Annotated in this window: 18 protein-coding genes, 1 tRNA gene and 1 pseudogene; 8 read left to right on the top strand and 12 right to left on the bottom strand. The window is 61.4% G+C overall.

Translation table 11 applies throughout. The annotated features are described in order from the left end of the window. The first annotated feature begins 858 nt into the window (after positions 1–858). Positions 859–2094, top strand: coding sequence for a hypothetical protein (locus tag BX592_RS24020; protein ID WP_134195242.1), 1236 nt, complete (start codon positions 859–861; stop codon positions 2092–2094). A gap of 93 nt (positions 2095–2187) precedes the next feature. On the opposite strand, the gene alr is transcribed toward BX592_RS24020, so the two are convergent. Then, a complete protein-coding gene (alr, locus tag BX592_RS24015) occupies positions 2188–3624 on the bottom strand; it encodes an alanine racemase (protein ID WP_166676444.1) in 1437 nt (478 codons plus the stop codon). 642 nt (positions 3625–4266) lie between these two features. Here alr and BX592_RS24010 point away from each other — a divergent pair. Further along, positions 4267–4560, top strand: a complete 294-nt coding sequence (locus BX592_RS24010) for a hypothetical protein (protein WP_134195237.1) — start codon at positions 4267–4269, stop codon at positions 4558–4560. Between the two features lie 126 nt (positions 4561–4686). Here the strand turns inward: BX592_RS24010 and BX592_RS24005 are convergent, their stop codons facing one another. The 5 genes from BX592_RS24005 to BX592_RS23985 form a co-directional block, all read right to left on the bottom strand. After that, complete coding sequence (locus BX592_RS24005; RefSeq protein ID WP_166676443.1) at positions 4687–6033, bottom strand: polysaccharide pyruvyl transferase family protein; 1347 nt, start codon at positions 6031–6033, stop codon at positions 4687–4689. Then, positions 6030–7907 carry a 2-succinyl-5-enolpyruvyl-6-hydroxy-3-cyclohexene-1-carboxylic-acid synthase gene (gene menD / locus BX592_RS24000; protein WP_134195232.1) on the bottom strand — a complete coding sequence of 626 codons (1878 nt, stop codon included), beginning with the start codon at positions 7905–7907 and terminating at the stop codon, positions 6030–6032. The genes BX592_RS24005 and menD overlap by 4 nt, the downstream gene beginning before the upstream one ends. Further along, positions 7904–8935: an aromatic ring-hydroxylating dioxygenase subunit alpha gene (locus BX592_RS23995; RefSeq protein WP_134195230.1), complete on the bottom strand. Its 1032-nt coding sequence runs from the start codon at positions 8933–8935 to the stop codon at positions 7904–7906. The genes menD and BX592_RS23995 overlap by 4 nt, the downstream gene beginning before the upstream one ends. Positions 8936–8942: 7 nt before the next feature. Next, positions 8943–9614, bottom strand: coding sequence for an adenylyl-sulfate kinase (gene cysC / locus BX592_RS23990; protein WP_134195228.1), 672 nt, complete (start codon positions 9612–9614; stop codon positions 8943–8945). 147 nt (positions 9615–9761) lie between these two features. Continuing rightward, the gene (locus tag BX592_RS23985; RefSeq protein WP_134195226.1) at positions 9762–10247 is read right to left on the bottom strand and encodes a lytic transglycosylase domain-containing protein; all 486 of its coding nucleotides are present in this window, start codon (positions 10245–10247) and stop codon (positions 9762–9764) included. A gap of 915 nt (positions 10248–11162) precedes the next feature. Here BX592_RS23985 and BX592_RS23980 point away from each other — a divergent pair. From BX592_RS23980 to BX592_RS23965, 4 genes are all read left to right on the top strand, one after another. Beyond that, entirely contained in the window at positions 11163–11612 is a 450-nt protein-coding gene (locus BX592_RS23980) for a hypothetical protein (protein WP_134195223.1), read from the top strand. A gap of 269 nt (positions 11613–11881) precedes the next feature. After that, complete coding sequence (locus tag BX592_RS23975) at positions 11882–13312, top strand: helix-turn-helix domain-containing protein (RefSeq protein WP_134195221.1); 1431 nt, start codon at positions 11882–11884, stop codon at positions 13310–13312. Between the two features lie 35 nt (positions 13313–13347). After that, the gene (locus BX592_RS23970; RefSeq protein ID WP_166676442.1) at positions 13348–13971 is read left to right on the top strand and encodes a GNAT family N-acetyltransferase; all 624 of its coding nucleotides are present in this window, start codon (positions 13348–13350) and stop codon (positions 13969–13971) included. 404 nt (positions 13972–14375) lie between these two features. Continuing rightward, complete coding sequence (locus BX592_RS23965; protein WP_134195217.1) at positions 14376–15107, top strand: hypothetical protein; 732 nt, start codon at positions 14376–14378, stop codon at positions 15105–15107. A gap of 79 nt (positions 15108–15186) precedes the next feature. On the opposite strand, the gene BX592_RS33980 is transcribed toward BX592_RS23965, so the two are convergent. Together BX592_RS33980 and BX592_RS23960 are read right to left on the bottom strand one after the other, a co-directional pair. After that, positions 15187–15345 carry a hypothetical protein gene (locus BX592_RS33980; protein WP_166676441.1) on the bottom strand — a complete coding sequence of 53 codons (159 nt, stop codon included), beginning with the start codon at positions 15343–15345 and terminating at the stop codon, positions 15187–15189. A 158-nt stretch (positions 15346–15503) separates the two neighbouring features. Next, positions 15504–17879: a hypothetical protein gene (locus tag BX592_RS23960; RefSeq protein ID WP_134195215.1), complete on the bottom strand. Its 2376-nt coding sequence runs from the start codon at positions 17877–17879 to the stop codon at positions 15504–15506. A gap of 518 nt (positions 17880–18397) precedes the next feature. On the opposite strand from BX592_RS23960, the pseudogene BX592_RS23955 reads away from it, so the two are divergent. Further along, positions 18398–18619 (top strand): annotated as a pseudogene (locus BX592_RS23955) (hypothetical protein); the annotation flags it as partial. A gap of 205 nt (positions 18620–18824) precedes the next feature. Here BX592_RS23955 and BX592_RS23950 read toward each other — a convergent pair. Then, a tRNA-Met gene (locus BX592_RS23950) sits at positions 18825–18901 on the bottom strand. A 240-nt stretch (positions 18902–19141) separates the two neighbouring features. Here BX592_RS23950 and xth point away from each other — a divergent pair. Further along, positions 19142–19918, top strand: a complete 777-nt coding sequence (xth, locus tag BX592_RS23945; RefSeq protein ID WP_134195213.1) for an exodeoxyribonuclease III — start codon at positions 19142–19144, stop codon at positions 19916–19918. A gap of 66 nt (positions 19919–19984) precedes the next feature. On the opposite strand, the gene ntrC is transcribed toward xth, so the two are convergent. From ntrC to glnA, 3 genes are all read right to left on the bottom strand, one after another. Next, positions 19985–21511: a nitrogen regulation protein NR(I) gene (ntrC, locus tag BX592_RS23940; RefSeq protein WP_134195211.1), complete on the bottom strand. Its 1527-nt coding sequence runs from the start codon at positions 21509–21511 to the stop codon at positions 19985–19987. Positions 21512–21582: 71 nt separating this feature from the next. Beyond that, positions 21583–22731, bottom strand: coding sequence for a nitrogen regulation protein NR(II) (gene glnL / locus BX592_RS23935; protein WP_134195276.1), 1149 nt, complete (start codon positions 22729–22731; stop codon positions 21583–21585). 161 nt (positions 22732–22892) lie between these two features. Beyond that, positions 22893–24308, bottom strand: coding sequence for a type I glutamate--ammonia ligase (glnA, locus tag BX592_RS23930; protein ID WP_134195208.1), 1416 nt, complete (start codon positions 24306–24308; stop codon positions 22893–22895). Positions 24309–24582 lie beyond the last annotated feature (274 nt).

Genomic DNA, 24582 nt, shown 5'->3' with positions numbered 1-24582 from the left:
GACGAATCGTCATCCAGGCAGAATCGGTTCGCACTACGCGCAACGTAACAATCCGCGCGAGCCGGGGCCGCTTGCATGCCGTCGGGCATCGTCATGACATTTCGGTTCGCTCGTTACTCCCTCTAAAGTAAGGAAGGCATCATGTCCGATATATACGCGTCCTCTTCGCAAAACTCCGCACCGCACCTGCGAACGGATCTGGATCCACCGTCCACCGTCATGCCGGACCATAAAACCAGTTCATCAGCGAAACAACATGGTTATGTGCTCGAAGATCTGCCCGCCAGACCGCCGTCAAGCCAGCACCATTCGACGACACGCTCGCACTCCCGGGCGGGAACGCCGCCGCCATCGAGCCATCACATGATCGCGGCCGCTCCTGGCAACGCGGATATAGAGGCTCTACGGAGCCATCTGCATGATGAGCTAAAGACTGCCGGGCATACGGGCTCGAGCTCAGCGGACCTCGACAAGCCATTGACTGAGCTTTTTGACTCGCTTGACAAGGAACTCGTAGACCACTCGAAAGATGACGACTCCGACGCAACGCGTAGTCTCCGGGAATTCATCGATCACGGCGAACTGCGTCACGTGTCGGCGCCGCCAGCCGGCCCGTCGCATAAGTCCGACGTGATACGAACGGCCCGTCATCCAGGTGACGCCAGCGTGCACACCGATGTGGACGTTGACGCTCTCGTCCGGGACGCACACTCACTTCTGAGCGCGACGCCCACGCGGGAGGAACGCGCGTTTGCGATATGCCTCGCGTTTGTTAACAAATACGGCGCACAAATTTTCGCGAACAAGGATTTCACAAGTCAGGCGGCAAAGACTTTCGAATCCATCCTGAACGTCGCCGTGCGCAACTCGTTAGCCGTGGTGGTGCCGACGACGCTGCGACAACTGCTCAGCTACGGAATCGAGAATGCCTTGACAGATGCGGGCGCGAACAACAACACACGCACAGCGATTGCCACGCTGACGACACTATTGCCGGTTATGCTGCTGATGATGGGCCTCGCGCGCGACAAGATGCACGGCACGGAGACAGCAGCCAGCCAACGCTCGCGCCTGATCATGGCCGGCGGAGCGCTGCTCGCGACGGTGTTAGGCATCGCGTTTGGGCAAATGGCGCCCTCCGCGTCACAGATTCTCGCGTTCACCTGCTATACGTTCATGCGCGACATTGTCGTGCAGTCGCGCCTGCGGCTCAACAACCTGAATGCCGGAGACAACCCGCCGAGTAAATTGCATTTTGCGTTGATCAGCCTCGTCTACGGGATCGATCAGTTTCTCGTGAACCTCGGCATGTCGAAACTCGCGTCACCGTCGGGTCCGTCAGCATTCATTGCGGGCGCAGGCATCCAGGGCTCTCATGCGCTGATTCGCGGCGGCTTGAACGGTGCGGGCGAATCTGTCGAAGACGTCGCTTTCGGCGGAATAGGTGCGGCGCTCGACCGCAAAACGTTACAGTTGAGAACCACCGATGCCGGCTATCAGCGGCACAACGTCATCAATGGCGCATTGGGTCCGTTTCCGGTTCGCTCCGCCTTTCTCGATATGTCGATCATCGGGTCCAACATCATTTCGCAATACGTCCGCGACCCGACCAAGCAGGAGTACCTCAACAATCTCTATTTCTTTGCGCTCACTGCCATCCTGTATGAACCATTCGCCAATGCGAGTTCCGGGCAACCGCAACCGCCCGCGACCCAAGACCCGGACACCGGCTCGCAGCACGGGAGCGACGTAGTCTACACCTCGCATAACCAGAATTGGACCCGCCCGAATTCGACCCGCTCGATGGCGCTTTCCGACCTGCGCGAAGGCGAAAGGCCGGGTAGCAGAGGCGCGTCCATCGAAGACGCGCCCATTGACGACGCCCCCCCGGTCGACTCCGCCTCAGTCGGCGCCGCGAACAGCGGAAACGTCCACGACACGGAGGCAGGCACCGAATTCGTTGATCCACAGTACCTGCCTTCGCAGGATCCGCCTGCGTTGCCGCCGTCGCCACGGCCGTCAATCAGCAGGAATTCGATCAAGACGAGCAGTAGTAGTAAGTCCGCCGAAGACAGCGGGACACCGCCCGCGTAGCCGCAGCTAATTCGCGCGCTGCTGAAAACAACGGCCCGCGTCATCACTGACGCGGGCCGTTTTCATGCAACACAGTGGCTTACCACCGGTGCGTCACTGGTCGCCCTTGACGAATCGCTTCCCAACGCGTGGCCCTTTGCCCATGTTAATCGACAACTCCGACGCATTCGTACCTGCCCTCTTAGCGACATCGTCGAAGGTTTGCTGAGGACCTATATATTCGATCGTGGGCGGTTTTTTTGCATTTTTCCAGTCCAGCTCCAGCATTTTGGGCGTGTCCTTGTGGCCGTCGAAATGGTGGGGGAAATAGCTTGAAGCGTTGGGGTCCATACGGCGCCTTTGAATCTCGCTCTCGTCACCGAGGTCAATCCCTTCCAAATCGACTGTCATCATGTCCATGGATACCTTTCCAATGATCGGCGCCCGCTGCCCGTTAATAAGCACGTGGCCCCCGCCTTGCTTAGGCCATCCATCGGCATAACCCGCCTGGAGGGTCCCCACCCGCATCGGGCCTGGCGCTACGAACGTGCCACCATAACCGACTGCGTCCCCTTCTTTCAGGTGACGCACCTTCACCGTGCCGTTGCCCGTAACCCGAACCGGCTGAACGTAATCGCTCGATCCGTCCGCGAACAATTGCTGACCATGCACTACGCCGCCCATTCTCACGAGGTCGTATTGATAATCGGGGACGTGCATACCCGCCGAAGCCCCGAGCGAGCGTTTAACGCCGGGGTATTCAAGGGCGATTTCATCGAATTCCTTGCGCTGCCGTTCCATCGCCTCGCTGGGCTTACGCAATCCGGGCATGGCGGCGTTCGTGTCGGGCACGGCTTCGTCGGCTGTGGCCAGATGGCTCATAATATATTCGATCTCGATGAATTCAAGCTCGGGGCTGCCGAGCGCGAGCTCTTTGCGCTCGTGGGCTTTGATACCTTTACGCTCACCGGTATCGATGCCTTCGCGATGCATGCCGGTTTCAAATTGCAAGATGGCCGGCAACTTCTCACCCCGCTGTCGAGCGGTTACGTTCCAGATCCTCACCTCTTCCGGGCTGTTAAGCACCGGCGTGATTCCCCTTCGCGCGAGGTTATGGGCTATCTCATCACTGGTGCATCCGTTAAGCAAATACACCTTCGTTTGTGGCTTGACAGTATCACGCAAGTCAATGGCTTCTATAGGCGCCGCGACAAAGAACTTATTGCAACCTCTCTGTTCGAGCTCCCGCGCAACTTCCGACGCACCAAGACCATAGCCGTCGGCCTTCAACACGACGGACGCTTCGGTGCCCTCGTTCAGGAGACTCTTCGCCTTATCGAAGTTGTTTCCCAGTATATCGAGATCAGTGTTCATCACGACTGGCGCCAAATTGAGTTTGGCGGCGTGCCTAGCTCTATTGTCCAGTGCATTCGTTATCTCAAACTCCGCCTGTTTTCCGGTCATGCGCTTTTCGCGAGCCGTGGCGAACTCGACCTCTCCTTCAACATCGTCAGTTACCTTCACCACTGGCTTGACCGGCTCGTAAGGCATCCCTGGCTTCAGCGCATTACGTGCGCCCTCGAGCGGCCCCAATACGGTCCCATGCACCGCGTGAGGCCTACTCGAAACTGGCGAGGGAGGGGGCGCGATTGTCCCACTCCGATGTGCTTGCGTTGGAACACTGGTGTCTTGCGGAACGATGCTGTCGCCTGTTACTGAATCCATCATGGTTGGCCACCCAATAGAGTGAAAATTAAATAGAAGACAACGCGCAGTCCTGAACATTTTTCGAACACGCTCAAACGACACATTGCCGACGACCATTCTCAATTCGATGCATGCGCAACCGAACCATTACACGAAGCGCCGTTGCCTCACCCGAACGCCGACCGGATCTACGCACTGCGTCACCAGACCTTACTTCCACGGCTTGGCGCGAACCGCGCTCTTCACAGCAGACCACCTTTCGCCTCTATTAGAATTCGGAACATAAACGAATGCCGCACCGCCGCGGCCTCCAAGCGTGACGCACCATACGCCGCACGGACACGGCATCCGCACAATTCGTGCGCCGCTCAACGCCTTCGCGGCGCCGTATAACATGTTTTTCCCCACCGATAGATTGTCATGCAGCGTGCCGGCCGCCCATCATGGCCGCTCGCATTTTCCTGTTTGACTACCCATGAGGACGATATGCCCATCGACATACCAGGCAATAGCGGTACATTCCCCGGCCTGAACAACGGGTTGGACTTTATCAAGAACCAGGCCGATTCATTCGGAACCAAAGCGCAGAACTTCGCGGACAAATTCATGAAACAGGTGATGGACTCGTTGAGCAGCAATATGCCGAACCCGCAGCCCACGCCATCGCCTTGCGGGGGCGGGGGCGGGGACGGCGGGGACCCGAACAGCTACAGTGTGCCTGGCGGGGGCGGCTCGCCCGGCGGTGGCTCATCCAGCGGGCCTCGCTTGCAGCAGAAATAACAAGGAATGCCTGGTTCGCGTCCGAATGACACGAACCAGGCGATTGCGCCAAACCGTCGGTTGTCCAGCGTGGCTATCGCCGTTGCGCACAGAAACTCACGAGTACGCGGTGACGCTGCACGGTCCTCAGCTTTCGACGAAGGCGTCGAGCGTGTCTCGCAGCGTCAGCCCCATTTCGTCGAAGCATTGCCGTTGAGTCGCGACGAACCGCTCGCAGGCATCGCGCAACGAACGTCGTTCGGCCGCCCCGCACGAGGCTAGATGCTCGAGCACCCGAGCGCCGAATAGCGGATCGTCGCAACTGAAGGTCCAGCCGTGCACACCTGCATCATCGAACAGGCGGTCGATGCGCGAATCCATCGACACCCCCACAGCCGGTACGCCGTGCGCGATCGCGAGTACCGCCGCGTGATATCGCGTAGTCACGACGCAGCGTGCATGGGCGACTGCGGCAGCCACCGCGTCGAGCGAGTCGCGGCCGCGCGCGACGATGCGCAACGGGAACGGCAGCAACGCGGCGATCTCATCACATACGGCCAGATCGAGCCGTTCCATCGCGACAAGCACGGGCTCGATGCCCTGCGCGCGCAACCCCGCCGCTACCGTAGCGAATCCCGCCTTGTAGGCGGCGAAACGTCGCGCGCGCTCTTCGTCCCACGTATGAAAAGTCAGCGGCCCGTGACGCAGCGGCGATTCCACGTCGGCGCCGTCAAGCAGGTAGGCGCGGCGCGCGTCGGTTCGCACGGGCCACCAATACGGATTGTTCGGACACAGCGCCGCGAACGATGGCGGCAAGTCATCCGCCGCCCCGGCGCGAAAACGCCACGCGGTGTCCGCGCCAGCGCGCGGCGCGATCCCGAGCGCATCCAGTTGACGCGACGCGCCCGAACTGCGGCAAAACACCAGCGCATCCGTCGCGTTCGCCGCGGCGAAGCGCGTGAGGCGCGGCGTCATCGCGCCTGCGTCGACGCCATATGCGCAAGCCAGTGCGCCATGCGCCGCAGCCAGCGCGACGCCGCCGATCAACATGCCGGCGAGCGCATCCGAAAACTTCGACGTATAGGTCGAGCCCTCGACGTTGAGCACAACGTCGAAGCGCGGCAGCGCGGCGTCAAGCGCGTCGGGCACATACAGCGATTCAGGCTGGAAACGCGTGACCGATGCGAGCACCGGGTGGTCGATCAGTTCGCCACAGGTAAACAGCGTGATATCGAGCGCCCGGCCGGCGAAGATCCGCCGCAGTTGCCGGATGATCTCGATCGCACGCAAGTCGGCACCGGTATTGCCCGCGCCGACATAGCCGAGCAACAACACACGCAGCACGTCGCCGCGCCGCCGTGGCGGGCGTTCGCAAGCGGCGGTGCGTGCGTCGTCGATCAATTGCTGCATGTCGTCCAGAAACACGCTGTCGGGTTCGGCAGCACTGAGGAAGCGCAGATGGCGTGCAAGGCGGTGATTGAAGCTGCTGGTCATGGGTGGGCCGGGTGCGAAGGGGTTTTGAAGGCGGCCGCGCGAAGCGCGAGCGCGACTCGCTGCATGCCGGCAGCCGCGGACCCGGGCGCGACGCGCACTTCGAGCACGGTCACGCCAACGTGCGTGCATGCCGCATCGAGCGCAGCACGGAGTTCGTCGCGACTCGCAGCGCGCGCATGGCGCAAGCCGAACGCGCGCGCCATATCCGCGGCGTTGAAGCTGTATGGGTTGCGGATCGCCGTCTCATAGCCGGGCAGTCGCGCGAGCGGCAGGAAATCGAAAATCGCGCCCCCACCATTGTCGAGCACGCACACGCAGGCACTCGTTTGAACCCGCTGGGCAGTGGCAAGCGCCGGCAGATCATGCAGAAACGCCTGATCGCCAAGCACCAGCAGCCCCGCGTCGCCGCGCGCGCGCGCCTCTCCGATGAAGGTGCTGAGGGTCCCGTCAATACCCCATACACCGCGATTGGCGTAGACGGCCTGACCGTTCGCTCGTGTGTCGTATAGCAAATCCGCGTGGCGAATCGGCATCGAATTGCCCAGATGCAGAAAGGCGAAGCCGTCGTGCGCATAAAGCTCGCGCATGGCTGGCAACTCGCCCCAGTCGAGCGCGTCCAGCACGTCGTTGCGCGCGCTCGCCGCCTCGCGCTCCGCTGCCTGCCACGCACGGAGCCACGCCGCGTCGCCGCCGGCGAGTGCGGCCGCCAATGCGCGCAATTCGTCGCGGCTCGGCGCAACGAGCGGTTCGAAGCTCGAATGCAGATAGTCGCGCTCGCAGGGTGCACCGGAGATCTTGATCGTCGGGCACGGATGCGTTTTCAGATAGTCCTGCACGATGGGCATGACGGGCGTCAGCCCAAAACGGATCACCAGATCGGGCCGCTCGCGAGTCACCGCACGATGCAGCGCGAGCGCATCGTGCCCGTTGAGCACCTGATCCAACCCGCTGCCGCGCAAGCCGCTGCCGGTGTCCGCCAGCACGGGCAGGCGCGCCGCGTGTGCGAATTCCGTAAGCCATGCGAGCGGCACGTCGCAGTCCGGGCCGGTCACCACCAGCCCGCGCATCCCGGCACGCAAACCGAGCCGGGCCGCCAGCGCGCCGATGTCGTTCGCCGCGCGCGGCGCCACGGAGAGCGGCGCCACCGGGCGAGCGGACTCACGTAGTGCATCAGCAGGCACCGGTTGCGGTTCGGAAGCATCGTAAAGGCCACCTAGCGGAACGTTGACATGCACCGGACCGGGCTTCGCTCCGCGACATTGCACCAGCACGGCGGCCACGTCGCGCCGCAGCGCGGCGAGCGCTACCACATCGCTTGCGGGATCGGGCAGATCGATACTCGCGCGCACGAATGCGCGGCATGCGCCGACGTGATCGATCATCTGGCCGAAGCCGCTATTGCGCAGCGTGCGCGGGCGGTCGCAAGTCAGCAGTAGCAGCGGCAACCCGCACTCGTCGGCTTCGGTCAGCGCGGGCACGGCATTCGCCACCGCCGAGCCCGACGTCGTCACCATCAGCACCGGCTCGCGCGACGCCTTCATCATGCCGACCGCGGCATAGGCTGCGCTGCGCTCGTCGGTGAACACGAGCGCATCGATGAACTGGGGATGATCGTGCACAGCCAGCACTGTCGTCGATGACCGGCCGCCCGGGCATAACACCGCGCGCCGTACGCCGGTCGCTGCGACCACGTCGAGAATGCAGCGGATCCACAACTCGTTCAGGTTGCATACCGCAGACGGCCCGGCCGCGTACTTCGTCGGGCCGTGAGCGGCAGCGCCACCGCTTGCGACCGATGTCTTAGGCCCCGACGGTACGTGGGCCGTTTCAGCATGCGCCGTGGAGCCGCGCAATTCAGCGGTTAGTCCGCTCATTGCGCCTCCTCGGCAAGCTTGCTTTCCATCACCCGGCGCGCCCGGATTGCGCCGCCGTCGATCGGCAGCAGCACCGGCCGGCAGGCCCAAAAATCGGCGTCGCCGAGTGCAGCCTGCTGCGCTTCGAGCATTGGCAAGTCTTCGTCGCGAAACGGTGTCATGAGTCCGGCAAGCGCGTAGTCGACCAGCATTCGCGCAGCCGCGCCGAGCGTCTTCGGCACCCCGAACGCAAAGAAGTAATGCGTGCTAGTCCGGGTCTCTGGTGTGAGCAGATGGGCAGAACGCGACACGCGTCCATGTGGCATGCCGGCCGGTGCCACCCCGACGTCGATCGCCATCAATCCGGGCGGATCCCAGCGCACTTCCAGATGTCGGTCGACGCGCATCCCCGCCGGCACGCCGAACGCTTGCGCGACAAACGACGGAAGTTCTTCGGCCTGCGCGCAACGGTGCGCGCGGACTGTGTCGCCCGCCTGGGCGAAACGGCCCGGGTCCCGCGCGATTGCCGCACTGCCGAGCGTGTCCGGATGCAGGTACTGAAAGTGACTAAGATCGAGCAGGTTGTCCGCGCTCAGTTGATAGTGTGCGCGTGTACGCAGGTAGCCGGTGCTCACCTCGTTCTGCGCCGGATCGATGAACGAAAAGTCCGGCAGCGCCGCGTTCGCGGCGTCCACTCGCGCGGGCTCGCCCATCCAGATCCAGATCGCGCCGTGACGTTCGCAAAGCGGATAGCTGCGCACGCGCGCGGCCTCGGGAATCCGGCCGTCGCCATGCGGATTCAGCGTGCAGCGGCCCGTGCCGTCGAAACGCAGGCCGTGATACGGACAGCCCACCGTGCCGTCGCGCACATCGCCCTTGTGCAGCGGCGCGAAGCGGTGCGGACAGCGATCCGCAAGCGCGAGCGCGCGGCCCTGTGCATCGCGGAACAACATCACCGGCTCGCCCAGCAGCGTACGTGAGAAGGGCCGGTCCTCCGGCACCTCCGCGCTCCATGCTGCGACATACCATGCATTTCTGACAAAAGTCATGCTTTCCTCATGTGGCCAGTGGCGGCCGTTCGCTGGACGGCGCTCGTGAATCATCAGCCGTTCGTGCACGGCGCCGCGCGGACGGCGCGATCATCGGTGCAAGCGTTGCAAGCAGATGGTCGACGCACCTCGCACGATCGCGCGCGCTGGTATCGATGGTGAGCGCGGGCGACGACGGCGCTTCATACGGCGTGTCGATGCCGATGAACGGACGCAGCTCGCCTGCGCGAGCCCGTTTGTAGAGCCCTTTCGGATCGCGCGCTTCACAAACGCCCAGCGGTGTGCTGACGTGAACCTCGACAAAGCGCGTCACGCCGACGATGGACCGCGCAAGCGAGCGTTCGGCCCGACTCGGCGACATGAACGCGGCAATGACGATCAATCCGTTGTCGTTCAGAAGCCGTGCGAGTGCGGCGGCGCGACGGATGTTCGCGATGCGTTCGGCCGGTGAGAAGCCCCGGTCGCGGCTCAAGCCGCTGCTTAGCACGTTGCCGTCGAGCGTGCAGCAGGCCCGGCCGAGCGCGATAAGGCGCTGCGCCAACGCGGCCGCGAGCGTCGACTTGCCCGCGCCGCTCAGACCCGTCAACCATACGGTGACCGGCCGTTGGCCGAACAACGCTGCATGCTGCCGGGGTTCGGCGCGGCGGGTAGATTTCGTAATTTTGTCTGGATCACTCATTAAATCGTACCTGCATGCAAATGACCGGGCCCGACTTGCGCATGACGACGGCGGTCGGTGCGGCCGCGCGGCAGTAGCGCAGCCGAAGGGCGACGGATATCCAGCGCCTGAAACGACAGTGCCGACCTTCTGCAGTGCCGGCTCGCCTCAGCGCGGCGCCGACCATACGCCCCACTGGGTCAATGTCCGCTGGATCGACTGCGCATACGCGTCGCGCAGTTTCGGGCTTTCGGAGTGGTACGCACCGACCGCGTTCCAGGTATTGCCGTACTTGACCATCTTTTTCTTGAGGTGCCACGCGGCGACGTAGATGTTCACGCATTCGTCGCGCAGCGCCTGTGCGCCGATGCCGAAGCTGGCCAGTTCGCGAAGGTGAATCGAGTTGATCTGCAGCTCGCCGATGTCGACGGAGCCGTTCGCGTTGCGATGCTCCGCCGCCGGATTACCGCGCGACTCGACCCACGCGATGGCGCGCAGCACCAGCGCGCTGACGCCTTGATAGGACGCTGCGGTGTCGAAACAGTCGGCGAGTGCGGGACGGCTGATGCACAGGAAAGCGCACCACGCGGCAAGCGCGACGCGGCTGCCGTGGCGGCGCAGGGATGCTGGGCAACAGGGGCTTACGCGAATCATCTGTCCGGTCCTCTCCATCGAAAAGGTTGGGGCCGGCAGCGGTGTGGCTACACCGCGCGCGTTGCGTGCAAGCGCGCTTGCGCCGCACTCGTGTCACGAGGCATGCCGGCATCGCTATGCAAATTAGCGATGCCAATGAATCAAGTCCACCATGGTGGTGCCTGAATACGCAGCTTGCTTCGTGTCCCCGACACAGGCTTCGGCTCGCCGACATTAGAGATGTGAGCGCGACAGGGCGGATTCGGATCACGCAGCCCGGCTTCGCGTGACATGCGGCATGCACGACGGCACGCGCCTATAAAGCTGCAATGGCGGACAGTCAGGCAACGCATGCACAGCCCGCGCAAAAACGCCACATCTTTCATGGAGAAGCACGTGGGTGACGGGAATGAAGTAGGTCACGTTTATGTGACAGATAGCCCTGACAGTACCCTCAGGGATCACTCCGAAGGGAACAATGAGGCCAGCGGTTTCGTTCGCACACCGCTGGCATCGAGCACGATGTCGACTCCCCCGGCATTATCGGGAATTTCGCCTCGCAACGCTGACACCGGCTCACGTGCAACGTCACTTTCGAGTCGCCCCTCCGCCCGAGCCAACCGCCTCCCGAGCGGGCGGCCAATGGGACACGCGCCTGCACCGCCGGCCAGCATGCGGGCTGATTCCGCTATCCATTCCCCGAGCCCCTCGAAAGCGTGGCAACCGGGCGACATCCAGCACCTTCTGAACGGGTTGCACTCCACCAGCATGACCCGGCCGACCAGCCCCGACGATGTCCAATCGTCTACCCATTCATCGCATTCTCAAACACACGACGGGAACACCTACGTTGAAACGCCCGCGTCCTCGAGGTCGCAGAGTCGGCAAAGTCTCTCCCTCCTCGATCATTTCCCGGACCCGGCAGAAGACCCCGGCATGACCCGCTCGCCCAGCCCCCACAATTCCGAACGGCCTTCCCAGCGACGCCACGCGACGCATCCGACTCACGTCTCCTTCGACGAGGCGTTTGGCATCGAAGATACGGATCCCCCAGCGGATCACAAGACAGGAAAAGGCGCGCCGGATCCGGACTACCCACCGCAGCTGGAACTGCCAGCGTATCCAGGCGGGGCGCATGGGCTGGATAGCGAGAAGGGAAAGCTACCCCCGCACGACCCTATTCATGATTCGCCCCCGCCCTATCCGCCGCCGCCCTATTCGCCGCCATCGCATTCGCAGCAGGGAAGCATTGAGGAGCTGCACGATCTCCAGCGACGCATGCACCTGTTGGAGCAATTCCGTAGCGTCATGCTCAACATGTTCGCGGGCGTCCTACAATTCTGGAAGGAGCTAGCCCAGAAATATTACGAACTGTCCAGGCATTGAGCACAGAGATGCGCGTATCGCAACGTGTCATCGCGCGATGCGTCGCATAGCCGTTCAACGGCACACAGGACGCGAGTCTTGTGTGCCGCTGCATTTTGGGCGTCGGGTGTGCCGCGAAAGCGTTCGCCCCCTCTTCCGCCCATTCCGCCGAAAGTAACAGAACGTCAAAAACTGCTGAGCACATTCGCACCGGGTGCAACGATACGTCTAACGAACGACACCATCGCATTGTCGTTTTCCTCAACGAATCGTCCTGCAGGAGCTGCACCATGTCGTCCACCTTGTACTTCGCAGTTGCCTCCGCTCTTTCATCGTCAAATCCTACGTCGACGTACTGCATGAAGATGCTCGCGGGCCAGTTTCAGGACGCCGCCGTCGTGGCCGCCGCGCGAGTGGACCATGACCGTCCCGGCGACGTGCCCAGCCGTGCCGAACTGCAGGCGTATGCGGACGTGCAACTGGTGCTAGGCCGCCATGAAGACGCGGAAGAAATGTATCGGCGCGCGCAGAAGGCGATGCGCAGCGAGCGCAGCTCGATGCGCGCGGCGCTGTGCCGTAATGCGGGCTGGCAGGCGCTGTTCCAGAATCATCTGGGCACGGCCCTGATGTGCTTCAAGCGCATCATCGACGACGATGAGGCAAGCAGCGTGCAACGTCTCGAAAGCCTCGTCGGCGCCGCGCTGGTGCTGTTCGATCTGGGCCGCCTCGACGGCGTCCGCAGCCGGCTGGAAGCGATGTCGCAGCTGGCCTCAACCGTAGCGGACAATCGCTGGCTCCGGCTTATCGATACGTTGCGCCTGGATCTGCTCGTGCAATACCGGCTGCGCGCATCGGCGCAGCTTGCCGACCACATCTACTGGCATTCGGTGATTCTCGAATTCATGCCCTTTCATGTGGGCGACGGCATGCCGACACTGTCGGATGAGCACACGCCCGCAATCGCCGTACTCACGCGGCGTACCGATTTTCTGCAACATCTGCCGGCGCTATCGCGCGGAGGCCACGCGGCGCTCGGCCAGATCGACGCTCATTTACGCTGGAGCGTCGCCGCCGGCCTCGACGACTACCATCGCAGTTTGCGTATCGAAGTCGCGCTCGGCGCACTCGCGGGCAAAGCGCCGAACATCGCCGAAACGATGCTGCACATGTTCCGCGACACGCCGATGCAAGGCAACCAGCATACGCGTTGGTACCTCGAATATCTGTACTGCCAGTCCAAAATGCGCCAGCAACAGGGGCGGTTGCACGAATCCTCGCAGTTGTACGGCCGCTATGCACTGATGTCGATGAAACACGTGCGCGCCGACAGTGCCACGCTGCCCACCACGGCCGCCGAGCGCGTGCAGCCCGCTCCCGACGACATCAGTGCGCGACTGCCCGGCAAATATCGCCGCGCGTATCGCTACCTGATCGAAAACCTCGAACGCCCGGACCTGTCGGTACGCGAGGTGGCGACTTACATAGGCGTCACCGAGCGCGCGTTGCAGGCCGCCTTCAAGGCCCACCTCGGATTGTCGCCAAGCGAACTGATTCGCCGCAGGCGCATGGAGCACATCCGCGACGAGCTGATGGCTGACGATTCGCATGGGTCGAGCGTGCTGCAAATCGCCAACCGCTGGGGCGTGCAGCACCGCTCGACGCTGCTCAACGGTTATCGCAAGATGTACAAGGAGGCACCGTCCGAGACGCTCGCGCGCTGAAGTGCGCACACTCGATGCCGATGCAAGGAGCGTCAATGAATACTTTTTGCCCGCCGACGATTATCGAAACCGACGAACTGCGGCTGCGACCCTTCACCGATGCCGACGCCGATGCGCTATTCGATGCGCTGCTGGGCGACCCTTCGGTAACCGAATGGCTGCCGTTTCCGACCCATCGCAACGCGGAGGAAACGCGCACATTCATCCGCAGTTGTCGCCTGGGATGGAGCAGCCGAACCTGCTTCACATGGGCGATGGAAGACCGGGACACCGGTCGCCTCGTCGCCGCCATCGAACTGCAGCCGACGCCACCGCGTGCGGAAATTGGCGTGATCACGAGCCGCCGTGAAGGCCATCGCCGACGTCGCGCAGGGCTTGCCACGCTGCTCAAACTAATCGGCTGGCTGCTGGCGCAGCCGCAACTGTGCCGCATTCACGCGTACTGTGCACCCGAAGGCGACGCGGCCAGCACGATGACCCGGCTCGGTTTCACGCTCGAAGCCAAGCTCGTGAACTGGGAGCCAAGGCCCAACCGCAATCTGGCGGCCGGCGACGCACTGCTGTTCGCGATCACGCGTGCGCCGCACGAATCCCCGCCGGCTTTCACGCATCGCGTGGTTGCAACCCGCGCACGCCGCGTACCGGTCGACGCCCCATAGCGTCATGCGAGCGCTCGCATTGCTGCGCATGATCGGGCTTCGCGTCGTCTGCTCATGCTTCGCGCCGCGCGTTGCGGGCAGCTCATGCGGGCCGCTAAACTTCGGCTGACCACGCACGCATTTGCGCTCCGTGTTCACGATCAACCGCGACGGCCCGATGCGCGCCTTCACATACTCGGACACGGAGTGACCGCAACGTGGCAGACCCGCTAGACAACTCGGAGCGATTCAGCAGCTACGGCAGAACCACCAGCGGCTCTAGCGATTACACCATGCCGCCCGGCTCGCGCCATGGACACGAAACGCCCATCAAGTCCCGGCCCCCTCCTTCGAAGTCAAATAGTCCTCTGCGAGACCTGCAATCGTTCCGGGAAAGGAACATTAACCCAAAGATCGAGAGCTTCTTGTCGACAGAGCAATGGATCGCGCTAAACTGCGGCTCGCCACAAGAGCTGAACGAGGCCACCCGCGCTGCACTGAACGACGGTATCCAGCGCAGTCTCAATGACTATGCATTTCAAAAACTGATATGTGAGGACAACACAACGGACCCCGCGCAGCGCCGCGTTCGGCCGGCTGTTCCCGATACCCCTGCCTCGCATATTGGACAAGAGCAATCGAAAGCTGGGCTAAGCGACGAGGAAGCAATGCTTGCGCTATCCGAGCCCAATAAAGAATTCCGGATGCATCTCGAAAGCAAGGGATTGTACGCAATCGAAAATTCTGGAAAAGACAACAATTGCGCGATCTATGCGCTAGTGCAGCAACTCGAACCGCATTGGCGCTACGCAAGTCTTGACGACGAAGTGCGCGCGATCCGCGCCGAGTATGACAAGTCTGTTGATGGTATTCGTCAAAGCGACCTGAATCGCACCGATGATCGCAAACGGAAGCTGTTACTTGACAAACAGCGGAACGGCTGCGCTTCGTCGCTGCTGAATATAATCAACACACGCTATAACCTGAACGTCGCGGTCGCCGTCGTCCAGGCCGGCAGAGATGAACATCCCGTGTACAAACTGGGAACGTTCTTTGCGGATGGCAAACCAGAGCACGACTTCACCCATCGGCTCGTGGTCTGGGATCTCGGCGGTCACTACGAAGCGGTCGGCCGGAAACCTCAGCCACCGGCGTAAATGCAAGACGGCCGAATCGGGCATCGGTCCCGCGCGGGCAGCCTCGCCTGACTGCGTCGCGGCTCGCCGCCCTTTCGGGTTACGACTCTTTGTCAGTCGTGAGGTAATCCACTTCTTTAGACAGCTTGACCTTTGAGGCCTCCGCTTTGTGCACCCGTTCGACAATCGACGCGGAGGTCAGCGCCGGGTGACCGGGGCGCTTCCCCTGCCGGTTCATCATCGCGCCGGTGACCGACATGCCCGGCGCCGGCTGCTGCCTGGAATATAGCAGCCGCCGGCAAGGGCAAGTTGATTCATTGCTTCCGCGTGCTGCGGCATCACGCCCAAGGCGTGATTTCGACGCGGCCACCTGCGCGCATGGATTCTTCTCCCAAGTTAGCGATCCGCAACAAACACTTAGCGATCCGGAACAAACACGCTACCGGCGTCAGCTGCATCGATGTCGTCCAGTGACCCTATCCCGGCAAAGGGAGAATCGGACAATTCAGCGAGGCGTTCGAGACAGGCGTTCAACTCCCTCGCTTGTTGCATGAAGGGGGTGACGTCGTCGAACGCGTCGCTGGCTGCGGACCGACCCCACTGACTCTGTAGCTCATTGGCCATCCAGAACAGTGGCGCCAATGTACCTTTACCAAGTTGCGTCAACCAACTCATTGGTTTATCAGCGCTGGCGTCCCGACGTTGATTCTTGATGTTGGTTACAGAAGCTTGAGTTATCGCCGCAAGGAATCCGACCACCATGCCGGCAATAGAGATATAAAACTGCTCGGCCAATGAAACCTTGCTGCTGCCTCCACGCGCCGCGATGGCCAGGCGCCCTCCCGCCGTTGCTCCAGCGCTGCCAAGGACCAGGAGAGTTAATGTCTGCCCTAGCCGCTGTATAAATTGCGACACGTATTCGAGGGGCTTTGTCAGCTTTCCCCATGCCTCCCTTGCCGCAAAGCTCAATGAACCATTCAGCGCGTCTTCCAGCAATTCCTTCGTACGGTCACTCATAGAGTTTGGCAATGTGAGCTTACGGAGGCTCTTGACGTCTTCCTCATAAGCTTCGATTTCCGTCTCTAACGCAGAGATCTTCGCGGCCTCCACGTCGTGTGTTGCCTGACCGTCTCCTTTGTTGGCGTCTTTCGCTTTAACCAGTTTTTCCTTTTCCTGCTTCAATTTCTTCAGTTCTGCGTCGAGCTGGTCGGCAACGCGTAGCACCATCGTCGCCTCCGGAAGCATCACCATATCCCTGCACTTGTCTTTGTCGATGTCCTCCGGTTTTATTTCTCCCCTTAGATACGCCGCATTCTTTCCTGTCGTCGTGAAGATATCGGCATGCAGCATGTTCAGCTTGTGCTCGTACGTGAGTCCATTGAGCTCGTCTTTCGCGGCCAGCACATGCTGCAACACGATGCTAAATACAGCGATGGAAACCGTCATTGCCGTCACGCTTTTCGGTGAAAATTTGTGAGGGATTTCGTCCAGGACCGAATGAGGCGCATTGGCGCCCGGCATTTTAGCAATTGGCGCGAGCGCACCGCTGCCGGCGCGCACCGTGCGGGGTATGATCTGCAAAATGCTCGACTCGAACTGACGATAGTGCGCGCCGTCGAGCGCATGCATCTGACCTGAGTGTGCGCAAAGCGTCATCACGTTATCCAGATGCACCCTGCAATTTTCAGTCAGTTCCTCCAGATCTTCTTTTGAAAGCTTCGCATTGATCTCGTCGATATCGGCATCAACCAGCCCGTCCGCATTGCGCAGGTTGTACCTATCGAGCAGCTCAGTAATCTTCTGCTCACTGTCGCGCGCCCTTTTGGCGTTTTCTTCGATGTTCTGTTTAATTTCGGACTGTGTTGCGCTCGAATTGATGGTCGTTTTGTCCACCTTCAAATCGACGTTCGTGCGGCGTCTGTAATAGTCAATTCCTCCGATAACCAAAGACTGCATGAACGACGTGGCAAACGGCTGCGCCGCGACCACCGCAAGGCTGACGCCCGCCGAGATCCATGGATTCTTGACATTTTGGGTCGCGAAAGGAATAAGCATGTAGCTGATCAGACTGAACACCGAACCACTGGTCGGAATCATGAGGCCCGCCATCAGTGCGGCTTTTCGCATTCCTTTGATCTGCTCGTCGGATATGCCCAGCGCCGCGTACCACTGTCTGAGTTGCGCGTCCGAGATGCCGCGGACAAGTGTGTTGTTCTTGGGTACAGTTCCAGCCACTTTGTTGGAATTGAGTGGATGAAATCGCACCTCATTGAGAACTCCAGCAAGGGCTACGGTATCGACTTCTCGCGTTCGCTGCTCTTCCAACCTGGCTTCCAGTACCGGCAAGTGCTGTGAAAGCTGCCATGTTTTGGGCACGTTCGGCGAGCTTGCGATTGCGCTGGTATCGCTCGTATTGCTCGCATCGCCCAAGTCGTATAAGTCGTTCCCGTCGTTCAAGTATGCCAGGTGGCGCACATCGCTGTCACTCACCGGGGTGTCATGCACCGCAGGCTCGCGGTCGGTCGATGCGCCTCCGGGAACCGACGCAGCACCTTTCTTGAAAGTCCGACTTCCACCAGGCGTATTAGGCGGCAATGTGGCGTGGCGTCTGGCGCCGTGCGACGGCGTCGGAGCCGTCGACCGTGGCGTCAATCTCTCGAATGAAGGATGGTTCAGTGGTGCCTTACTTGAACTCACCGTGGTTTCGCCGGATTCGTTTGCTGGCTGATGCGATGGCGTTCCCGGAAACTGCATAGGAACGAATGACGATGATGCTTCTGTAGTGTTTGGCATTGCAGGGCGGACTCCGTTCAATTACGAATCGAGTTGGTCGGTTGATGCGACCGCGATCGTATTGATCGTCCAAGACACTAAAATGATGCGACACCGAAGATCGATCGCCAAACGCGAACGCGGAACTGCCGCTGTCGTGACCATAACTCCGCACACGCATAGCCTACGCGTGCCAATGCCACGCATCAAAGTGGCGACCAACGCATCGGCGGACTCAAACGCAAGAATCAGTGAACTGCCCGGCGTCAGCGACTGCCGGAACACGCGACCCTCGCCTTAGTCGATAAACTGCGGCAGCAGCGACAGGAAGACTGGCGCGAGCTTCGGATTCAGCAAGCTGGTCGCCGCGCGCATTTGCGAGCAGGCCGCGGCCTGTCGATCTGAACCTCCGTGATTTGCAGCGGCGAGCGGCCACCGGGCCCGAGCGCCTGCCACGCAGCGGGTAAAGCGCACCACAGGCCGCAAGGATGCGGCACGCACCGGGAATCGCCACGAACCGCGCAGTTATTCCAAACGCGGCGCTGGTTGAAGCCGGACTCGCACTCGCGCCGCTCGCGCTGTGCAGTGTGCCGAAACACCTCGTGCAATTGGGAGAGGCTGAAGGTCTACCGCCGCTGGCGGAACTCGAAGTGGTGCTCGCGCGTAGTGCGCGGTCGGCAAGACCGCCGTGTGATTTTCTGGCGCAGCAGATTCTGGCGGACTGGACGACGACGAATCGAATGCCACATCAGGTTGCATAGCCAGCCATTGAAGCAATGTATCCGTGTTCAACGGGCAGCAGACCGTCGCCCACGAAACGGACAGGCAACAAAAAACCCGCTCGAGGCGGGTTCAGGAGTCGCAATCGCTCGCCGAAAATGCGCGCGATTTGCCCTCGGATTGCCCTAACCGTAAATCGGGCAACTCACACGCGACGCACGACCTGGCTAGAAGCCTTGAAATACTTGGTTGCGGGGACAGGATTTGAACCTGTGACCTTCGGGTTATGAGCCCGACGAGCTGCCAGACTGCTCCACCCCGCGTCAGAGGAAGCGAATTGTACTGAATCAGTCTGCAATCCGTCAAACCATAATTCAGATTCTTCGCAAATCAACGAGAGGAATCCGTGAACACTCGCGCCCGCGCGTTCGATCAACCGACCTTCGATAGTCTCCGCACCCGATCGCGGTAAGATTCGCATGTGCGTTGTTCCACGCAACGCAATACGCAACGCAATACGCAACGCGAACGCACCATCGCCCACACCATCAACGAGAAGCGCAATGAAGTTAGCCACCTGGAACGTCAACTCGCTGAAGGTCCGCCAACAGCACGTAGTCGACTGGCTCGAACTCAGCCAGGCCGATGTGCTCTGCCTCCAGGAGCTCAAGCTCCCCGATGAAAAATTCCCGCGCGCCGAGCTCGAGGAAAAAGGCTATCGCAGCTGGTTCGCTGGCCAGAAGACGTATAACGGCGTCGGCATTCTCGTGCGAAACGGCCTGCAAGTGGACGAAGCAACTGTCGTGCGCAACATCCCCGGCTTCGAAGATCCGCAACAGCGCGTAATCGCCGCAACGATCGACGGCATTCGCGTGATCAGCGCGTACTTCCCGAACGGCCAGGCGCCCGGCACCGACAAGTTCGCGTACAAGCTGCGCTGGCTCGACGCAATGCGCGACTGGATCTCGAGCGAACTCGCGCAGCATCCGAAGCTCGCGCTGCTCGGCGACTACAACATCGCGCCGGAAGACCGCGACGTGCACGACCCAAAGGCATGGGAAGGCCAGAACCTCGTATCGCCGGAGGAACGTGCGGGCTTTGCGCGTCTGATCGAACTGGGCCTGGTCGATTCGTTCCGTCTTTTCGATCAGCCGGACAAAACCTTCACGTGGTGGGACTACCGGATGCTCGCGTTCCGCCGCAACGCGGGCCTGCGCATCGACCACATCCTGCTGTCGAAGCCGCTCGCGGAAAGCTGCACGCATTGCGACGTCGACAAGACGCCGCGCAAATGGGACCAGCCGTCCGATCACGCGCCGGTCGTTGCATTGACGGAATGAAAAACGGCTCGATGGTGTGGACCATCGAGCCGTCGTTTGCTGCTTGAACGTCGAAGAACCGTCGCATCAAGGCTCGAGATTCAGCTCCTGAATCTTGCGTGTGATCGTATTGCGGCCGATACCGAGCCGCTCTGCCGCTTCTACTTTGCGCCCGCGCGTGAAATCGAGCGCTTCGCGTATCACCGCGGCTTCGAAGCGACGCGACAACTCGTCCATTACATCCGGCGAGTTCTCGCGCAGCAAGCGCGCGACTTCGGTACGCAAGCCGCCTTCCCATGCGCTCACGGACGTCGGCGCCGGCGACATCACACCGGGTGTCACCACCACCCCACCTGTATGCGCTGACAGGCCGCTTGCACCCACACCGTTGACAGCGGCTATGTCCGCCGCAACGCCGGTCACCGCAGCGCCGTTCGTCGCTTCAACCGGCGTCGGTTGCGTCGACACCAGATCCGGCGGCAGATCCTTGATCTCGATCGTCTGCGCAGGCGCCATCACGGTCAACCAGTTCGCGAGATTCTCGAGTTGCCGCACATTGCCCGGAAACGGCAACGACGTCATGTACGCGAGCGCCTCATCCGATACGCGTTTCGGCTCGACTCCCAGATCGCGCGCGCTCTTCTGCAGGAAATGACGCGTCAGCAGCGGAATGTCCTCGCTTCGTTCGCGCAATGCCGGCAAGCGCAGCCGGATCACATTGAGCCGGTGATACAAGTCCTCGCGAAACAACCCCTGCCGCACGCGCGCTTCAAGATTCTGATGCGTCGCCGCGATCACGCGCACGTTCGCGCGCAACGGGTTATGTCCGCCGACCCGATAAAACTGCCCATCCGATAGCACGCGCAATAGCCGGGTCTGCAAGTCGAACGGCATATCGCCGATTTCATCGAGAAACAGCGTGCCGTTTTCGGCCTGCTCGAAGCGCCCCTGGCGCATCGCCTGCGCGCCGGTGAATGCGCCACGCTCGTGGCCAAATAGTTCGGATTCCAGTAGATCTTTTGGAATCGCCGCCGTGTTCAATGCAATGAACGGTCCGCTCGCGCGTGGGCTATGTCGGTGCAAGGCACGCGCAACGAGTTCCTTACCGGTGCCTGATTCGCCGGTAATGAGCACAGTCGCCGCAGAATGCGACAGCCGCCCGATCGCGCGGAACATATCCTGCATCGCAGGCGCCTGCCCGAGCATCTCCGGCGCTTCGGCCAAGCGGTCGTCCCACGTCGGCTCGCCGCGCATGCTTTCGTCGACCGCGCGGCGGATCAGTTCGACCGCCTTGTCGACATCGAACGGCTTCGCGAGATACTCGAACGCGCCGCCCTGGAACGCGGCCACTGCGCTATCGAGATCCGAGAAAGCAGTCATGATGATTACCGGCAAGCCGGGCACGCGGTCCCGCACGGTCTGCAGCAATTCGAGCCCGGAGCCGCCCGGCATCCTGATGTCGGATACCAGCACTTGCGGACTGTCGTGCTCGAGTGCGCCCGCCGCCTCGCGCACATTCGCAAAGCTGCGCGTCGCGAAGTTCTCGCGAGCGAGCGCTTTTTCAAGTACCCAACGGATCGATTGGTCGTCGTCTACTATCCAGATCGGCTTCATATAGGTCGTCGGAAGTCTTGTGGTGCGCCGTGTTCAGCATCGGCGCGCATCGCGCTTGTGGCGCATGCGTGTTAGCTGTCGAGCGGCAGCAATATCTGAAACTCGGTGTGGCCCGGGCGGCTCTCCACTTCGATCAGCCCTTCATGTTGTTGCACGAACGTCTGCGCGAGCGTCAATCCAAGACCGCTGCCGTCCTCGCGCCCCGACACGAGCGGATAAAAAATGCGATCGCGAATTTCTTCGGGAATGCCCGGCCCGTTGTCGATGATATGCAAGTCCAATGCCAACTTGCACAGGCGCTTCGCAATCGTCACCTTGCGTGCCACGCGGGTCCGCAATTCAATGCGCGCATCGCCTTGCGAGATCCGTTCACGCAGCGCTTCCGCTGCATTGCGCACGATGTTGAGCACCGCCTGGATCAACTGCTCCTTGTCGCCGCGCAAGTCCGGCACGCTAACGTCGTAGTCGCGCACGACCGTGAGCCCGCGCGGAAACTCCGCGAGAATCACCGCGCGCACGCGTTCGCAGACCTCGTGAATATTCACGTCGCCGACAATATGCGGATGACGATGCGGCTCAAGCAGACGATCGACTAGCGTCTGCAAGCGGTCCGATTCCTTGATCACGACCTGCGTGTACTCGCGCAGTTCGTCGCGCTCGCGCGCGCCCAGTTCGAACTCGAGCAGTTGCGCCGCGCCGCGGATGCCGCCGAGCGGGTTCTTGATCTCGTGCGCGAGATTGCGGATCAATTGTTTGTTGACTGCGGTCAGATCGTGAATGCGCTCTTCACGGTCGGTGCGCAAATGCCGCTCGTTCTCGAATAGTTCGAGCAGCACGTAATCCTGCGCGCTTTCCAGAAAACCGACCACCGCATGCACATGCAACGGCTCATGCCCCGGCCGTTCGAGCACCGCATCGAGATGCGTCGCGTTGAACCGGTGATCGGCGATCGCCGCGATCGTCTCCATCAGTTCATCGGCATTCGAAAAGATGTCGTGCCACGCCATCTGCGTCAGCTGGCGGCGCGACAGTTCGAGCATCGATTCGGCGGAAGGATTCGCAAACGCCACGCGCAGCGTGCGCTTTTCCAGCACCAGCACCACCGTCGGCAATGCTTCGAAGCCCAGCAGCAACCCCGATTCGACGAGTTGCACGTCGTCCGATAACGGCTCGCCCTGGCCCTGTCCTTTTCTAGCCTTGATCAGATTCTTCAGTACCATCATGCAGTCCGGCGTGAATGAGACGATAAAGAAGCGCACGTCTCGTGCGCCGCAAACGTTGCGCGTGGTCCAACAAAAAAGGGACGGCAGTGCCGTCCCTTGGGTTCTTCTAGTCAGCGTGGGACGTGCGCTTCGCCAACTACGGCGAAGCGCATCGCCGCTTACAGCGAGTAGTACAGTTCGAATTCGACCGGGTGCGTGGTCATGCGAACGCGCTGCAGTTCCGCTTCCTTCAGTTCGAGGTAAGCGTCGAGCATGCCGTCCGTGAACACGCCGCCGCGCGTCAGGAACTCGCGGTCCTTGTCGAGCGCTTCGAGCGCCTGATCGAGGCCGGCACACACGGTCGGGATCTTTGCGTCCTCTTCCGGCGGCAGGTCGTACAGGTTCTTGTCGGCGGCTTCGCCCGGGTGAATCTTGTTCTGCACGCCGTCGAGACCCGCCATCATCAGCGCCGAGAACAGCAGGTACGGGTTCGCCATCGGATCCGGGAAGCGCGTTTCGATACGGCGGCCCTTCGGATTGCTCACGTGCGGAATACGGATCGACGCCGAACGGTTGCGCGCCGAGTAAGCGAGCTTCACCGGTGCTTCGAAGTGCGGCACCAGGCGCTTGTACGAGTTCGTCGTCGGGTTCGAGATCGCGTTCAGCGCGCGTGCATGCTTGATCACGCCACCGATGTAGTACAGCGCGAATTCCGACAGGCCGGCGTAGCCATTGCCCGCGAACAGGTTCTGACCGTCCTTCCAGATCGACTGGTGAACGTGCATGCCCGAGCCGTTATCGCCAACCACCGGCTTCGGCATGAAGGTCGCCGTCTTGCCGTACGTGTGCGCGACGTTGTGCACGATGTACTTCAGCTTCTGCGTCCAGTCGGCGCGCTCGACGAGCGTCGAGAACTTCGTGCCGATTTCATTCTGCCCTTGGCCCGCCACTTCGTGGTGATGCACTTCGACCGGGATGCCGATCTGCTCGAGCAGCAGACACATTTCCGAGCGCATGTCCTGGAACGTGTCGACCGGCGCAACCGGGAAGTAACCGCCCTTCGGACCCGGACGGTGACCGGTGTTGCCGCCTTCGAACTCCTTGGCCGACGACCACGGTGCTTCTTCCGAACCGATCTTCACGAAGCAGCCCGACATATCGGTGCTCCACTGCACCGAGTCGAAAATGAAGAATTCGGGTTCCGGACCGAAGAATGCCGTGTCGCCCAGACCGGTGCTCTTCAGGTACGCTTCAGCGCGCTTCGCGAGCGAGCGCGGGTCGCGTTCGTAGCCCTTGCCGTCCGACGGTTCGATCACGTCGCAGGTCAGCACCAGGGTCGATTCTTCGTAGAACGGATCGACGAAGGCAGTGTTCGGATCCGGCACGAGCAGCATGTCCGATGCTTCGATGCCCTTCCAGCCCGCAATCGAGGAACCGTCGAACGCATGGCCGCTTTCGAACTTGTCGTCGTCGAATGCCGACACCGGCACCGAGACGTGCTGTTCCTTGCCGCGCGTGTCGGTAAAACGGAAGTCGACAAACTTGACGTCCTCGTCCTTGACGAGTTGCATGACGTCGGCCACGGATTTACTCATAACCTAATCTCCTGATTAACGAATTCGGCGGTTTCAGCCGCCGCCAATCTAGCTGACCCGTTGCCTCGCGTCTACAGGGTTCTGCAGCTTTAATTTGCGACGCGGGCGGAGCCGAACGGCACCGATAAAAGCAGCTTCCGTGCCAACCAATATGCCGACGATGCGCGTCGGATTCTCCGGCGCGCCGTTGCTGTGAATCGTCGCACGTTTTGCGCGAACGGCGATAAATTGCCGTGCAAGGTTTTGCACCGATAGCGTGCACATCGAATGTGCG

The sequence above is a fragment of the Paraburkholderia rhizosphaerae genome (assembly GCF_004366595.1).
Lineage (GTDB): Bacteria > Pseudomonadota > Gammaproteobacteria > Burkholderiales > Burkholderiaceae > Paraburkholderia > Paraburkholderia rhizosphaerae.
The sequence above is the reverse complement of the archived record's forward strand: the minus strand, read 5'-3'. Positions and strand labels throughout refer to the sequence as shown.

Bases quoted from the DNA above. Each gene is read 5' to 3' on its own strand.
- alr (WP_166676444.1), bottom strand. From the start codon at position 3,624: ATGCCTTACGAGCCGGTCAAGCCAGTGGTGAAGGTAACTGACGATGTT.
- BX592_RS24010 (WP_134195237.1), top strand. From the start codon at position 4,267: ATGCCCATCGACATACCAGGCAATAGCGGTACATTCCCCGGCCTGAAC.
- BX592_RS24005 (WP_166676443.1), bottom strand. From the start codon at position 6,033: ATGACCAGCAGCTTCAATCACCGCCTTGCACGCCATCTGCGCTTCCTC.
- menD (WP_134195232.1), bottom strand. From the start codon at position 7,907: ATGAGCGGACTAACCGCTGAATTGCGCGGCTCCACGGCGCATGCTGAA.
- BX592_RS23995 (WP_134195230.1), bottom strand. From the start codon at position 8,935: ATGACTTTTGTCAGAAATGCATGGTATGTCGCAGCATGGAGCGCGGAG.
- cysC (WP_134195228.1), bottom strand. From the start codon at position 9,614: ATGAGTGATCCAGACAAAATTACGAAATCTACCCGCCGCGCCGAACCC.
- BX592_RS23985 (WP_134195226.1), bottom strand. From the start codon at position 10,247: ATGATTCGCGTAAGCCCCTGTTGCCCAGCATCCCTGCGCCGCCACGGC.
- BX592_RS23980 (WP_134195223.1), top strand. From the start codon at position 11,163: ATGACCCGCTCGCCCAGCCCCCACAATTCCGAACGGCCTTCCCAGCGA.
- BX592_RS23975 (WP_134195221.1), top strand. From the start codon at position 11,882: ATGTCGTCCACCTTGTACTTCGCAGTTGCCTCCGCTCTTTCATCGTCA.
- BX592_RS23970 (WP_166676442.1), top strand. From the start codon at position 13,348: ATGAATACTTTTTGCCCGCCGACGATTATCGAAACCGACGAACTGCGG.
- BX592_RS33980 (WP_166676441.1), bottom strand. From the start codon at position 15,345: ATGTCGGTCACCGGCGCGATGATGAACCGGCAGGGGAAGCGCCCCGGT.
- BX592_RS23960 (WP_134195215.1), bottom strand. From the start codon at position 17,879: ATGCCAAACACTACAGAAGCATCATCGTCATTCGTTCCTATGCAGTTT.
- xth (WP_134195213.1), top strand. From the start codon at position 19,142: ATGAAGTTAGCCACCTGGAACGTCAACTCGCTGAAGGTCCGCCAACAG.
- ntrC (WP_134195211.1), bottom strand. From the start codon at position 21,511: ATGAAGCCGATCTGGATAGTAGACGACGACCAATCGATCCGTTGGGTA.
- glnL (WP_134195276.1), bottom strand. From the start codon at position 22,731: ATGGTACTGAAGAATCTGATCAAGGCTAGAAAAGGACAGGGCCAGGGC.
- glnA (WP_134195208.1), bottom strand. From the start codon at position 24,308: ATGAGTAAATCCGTGGCCGACGTCATGCAACTCGTCAAGGACGAGGAC.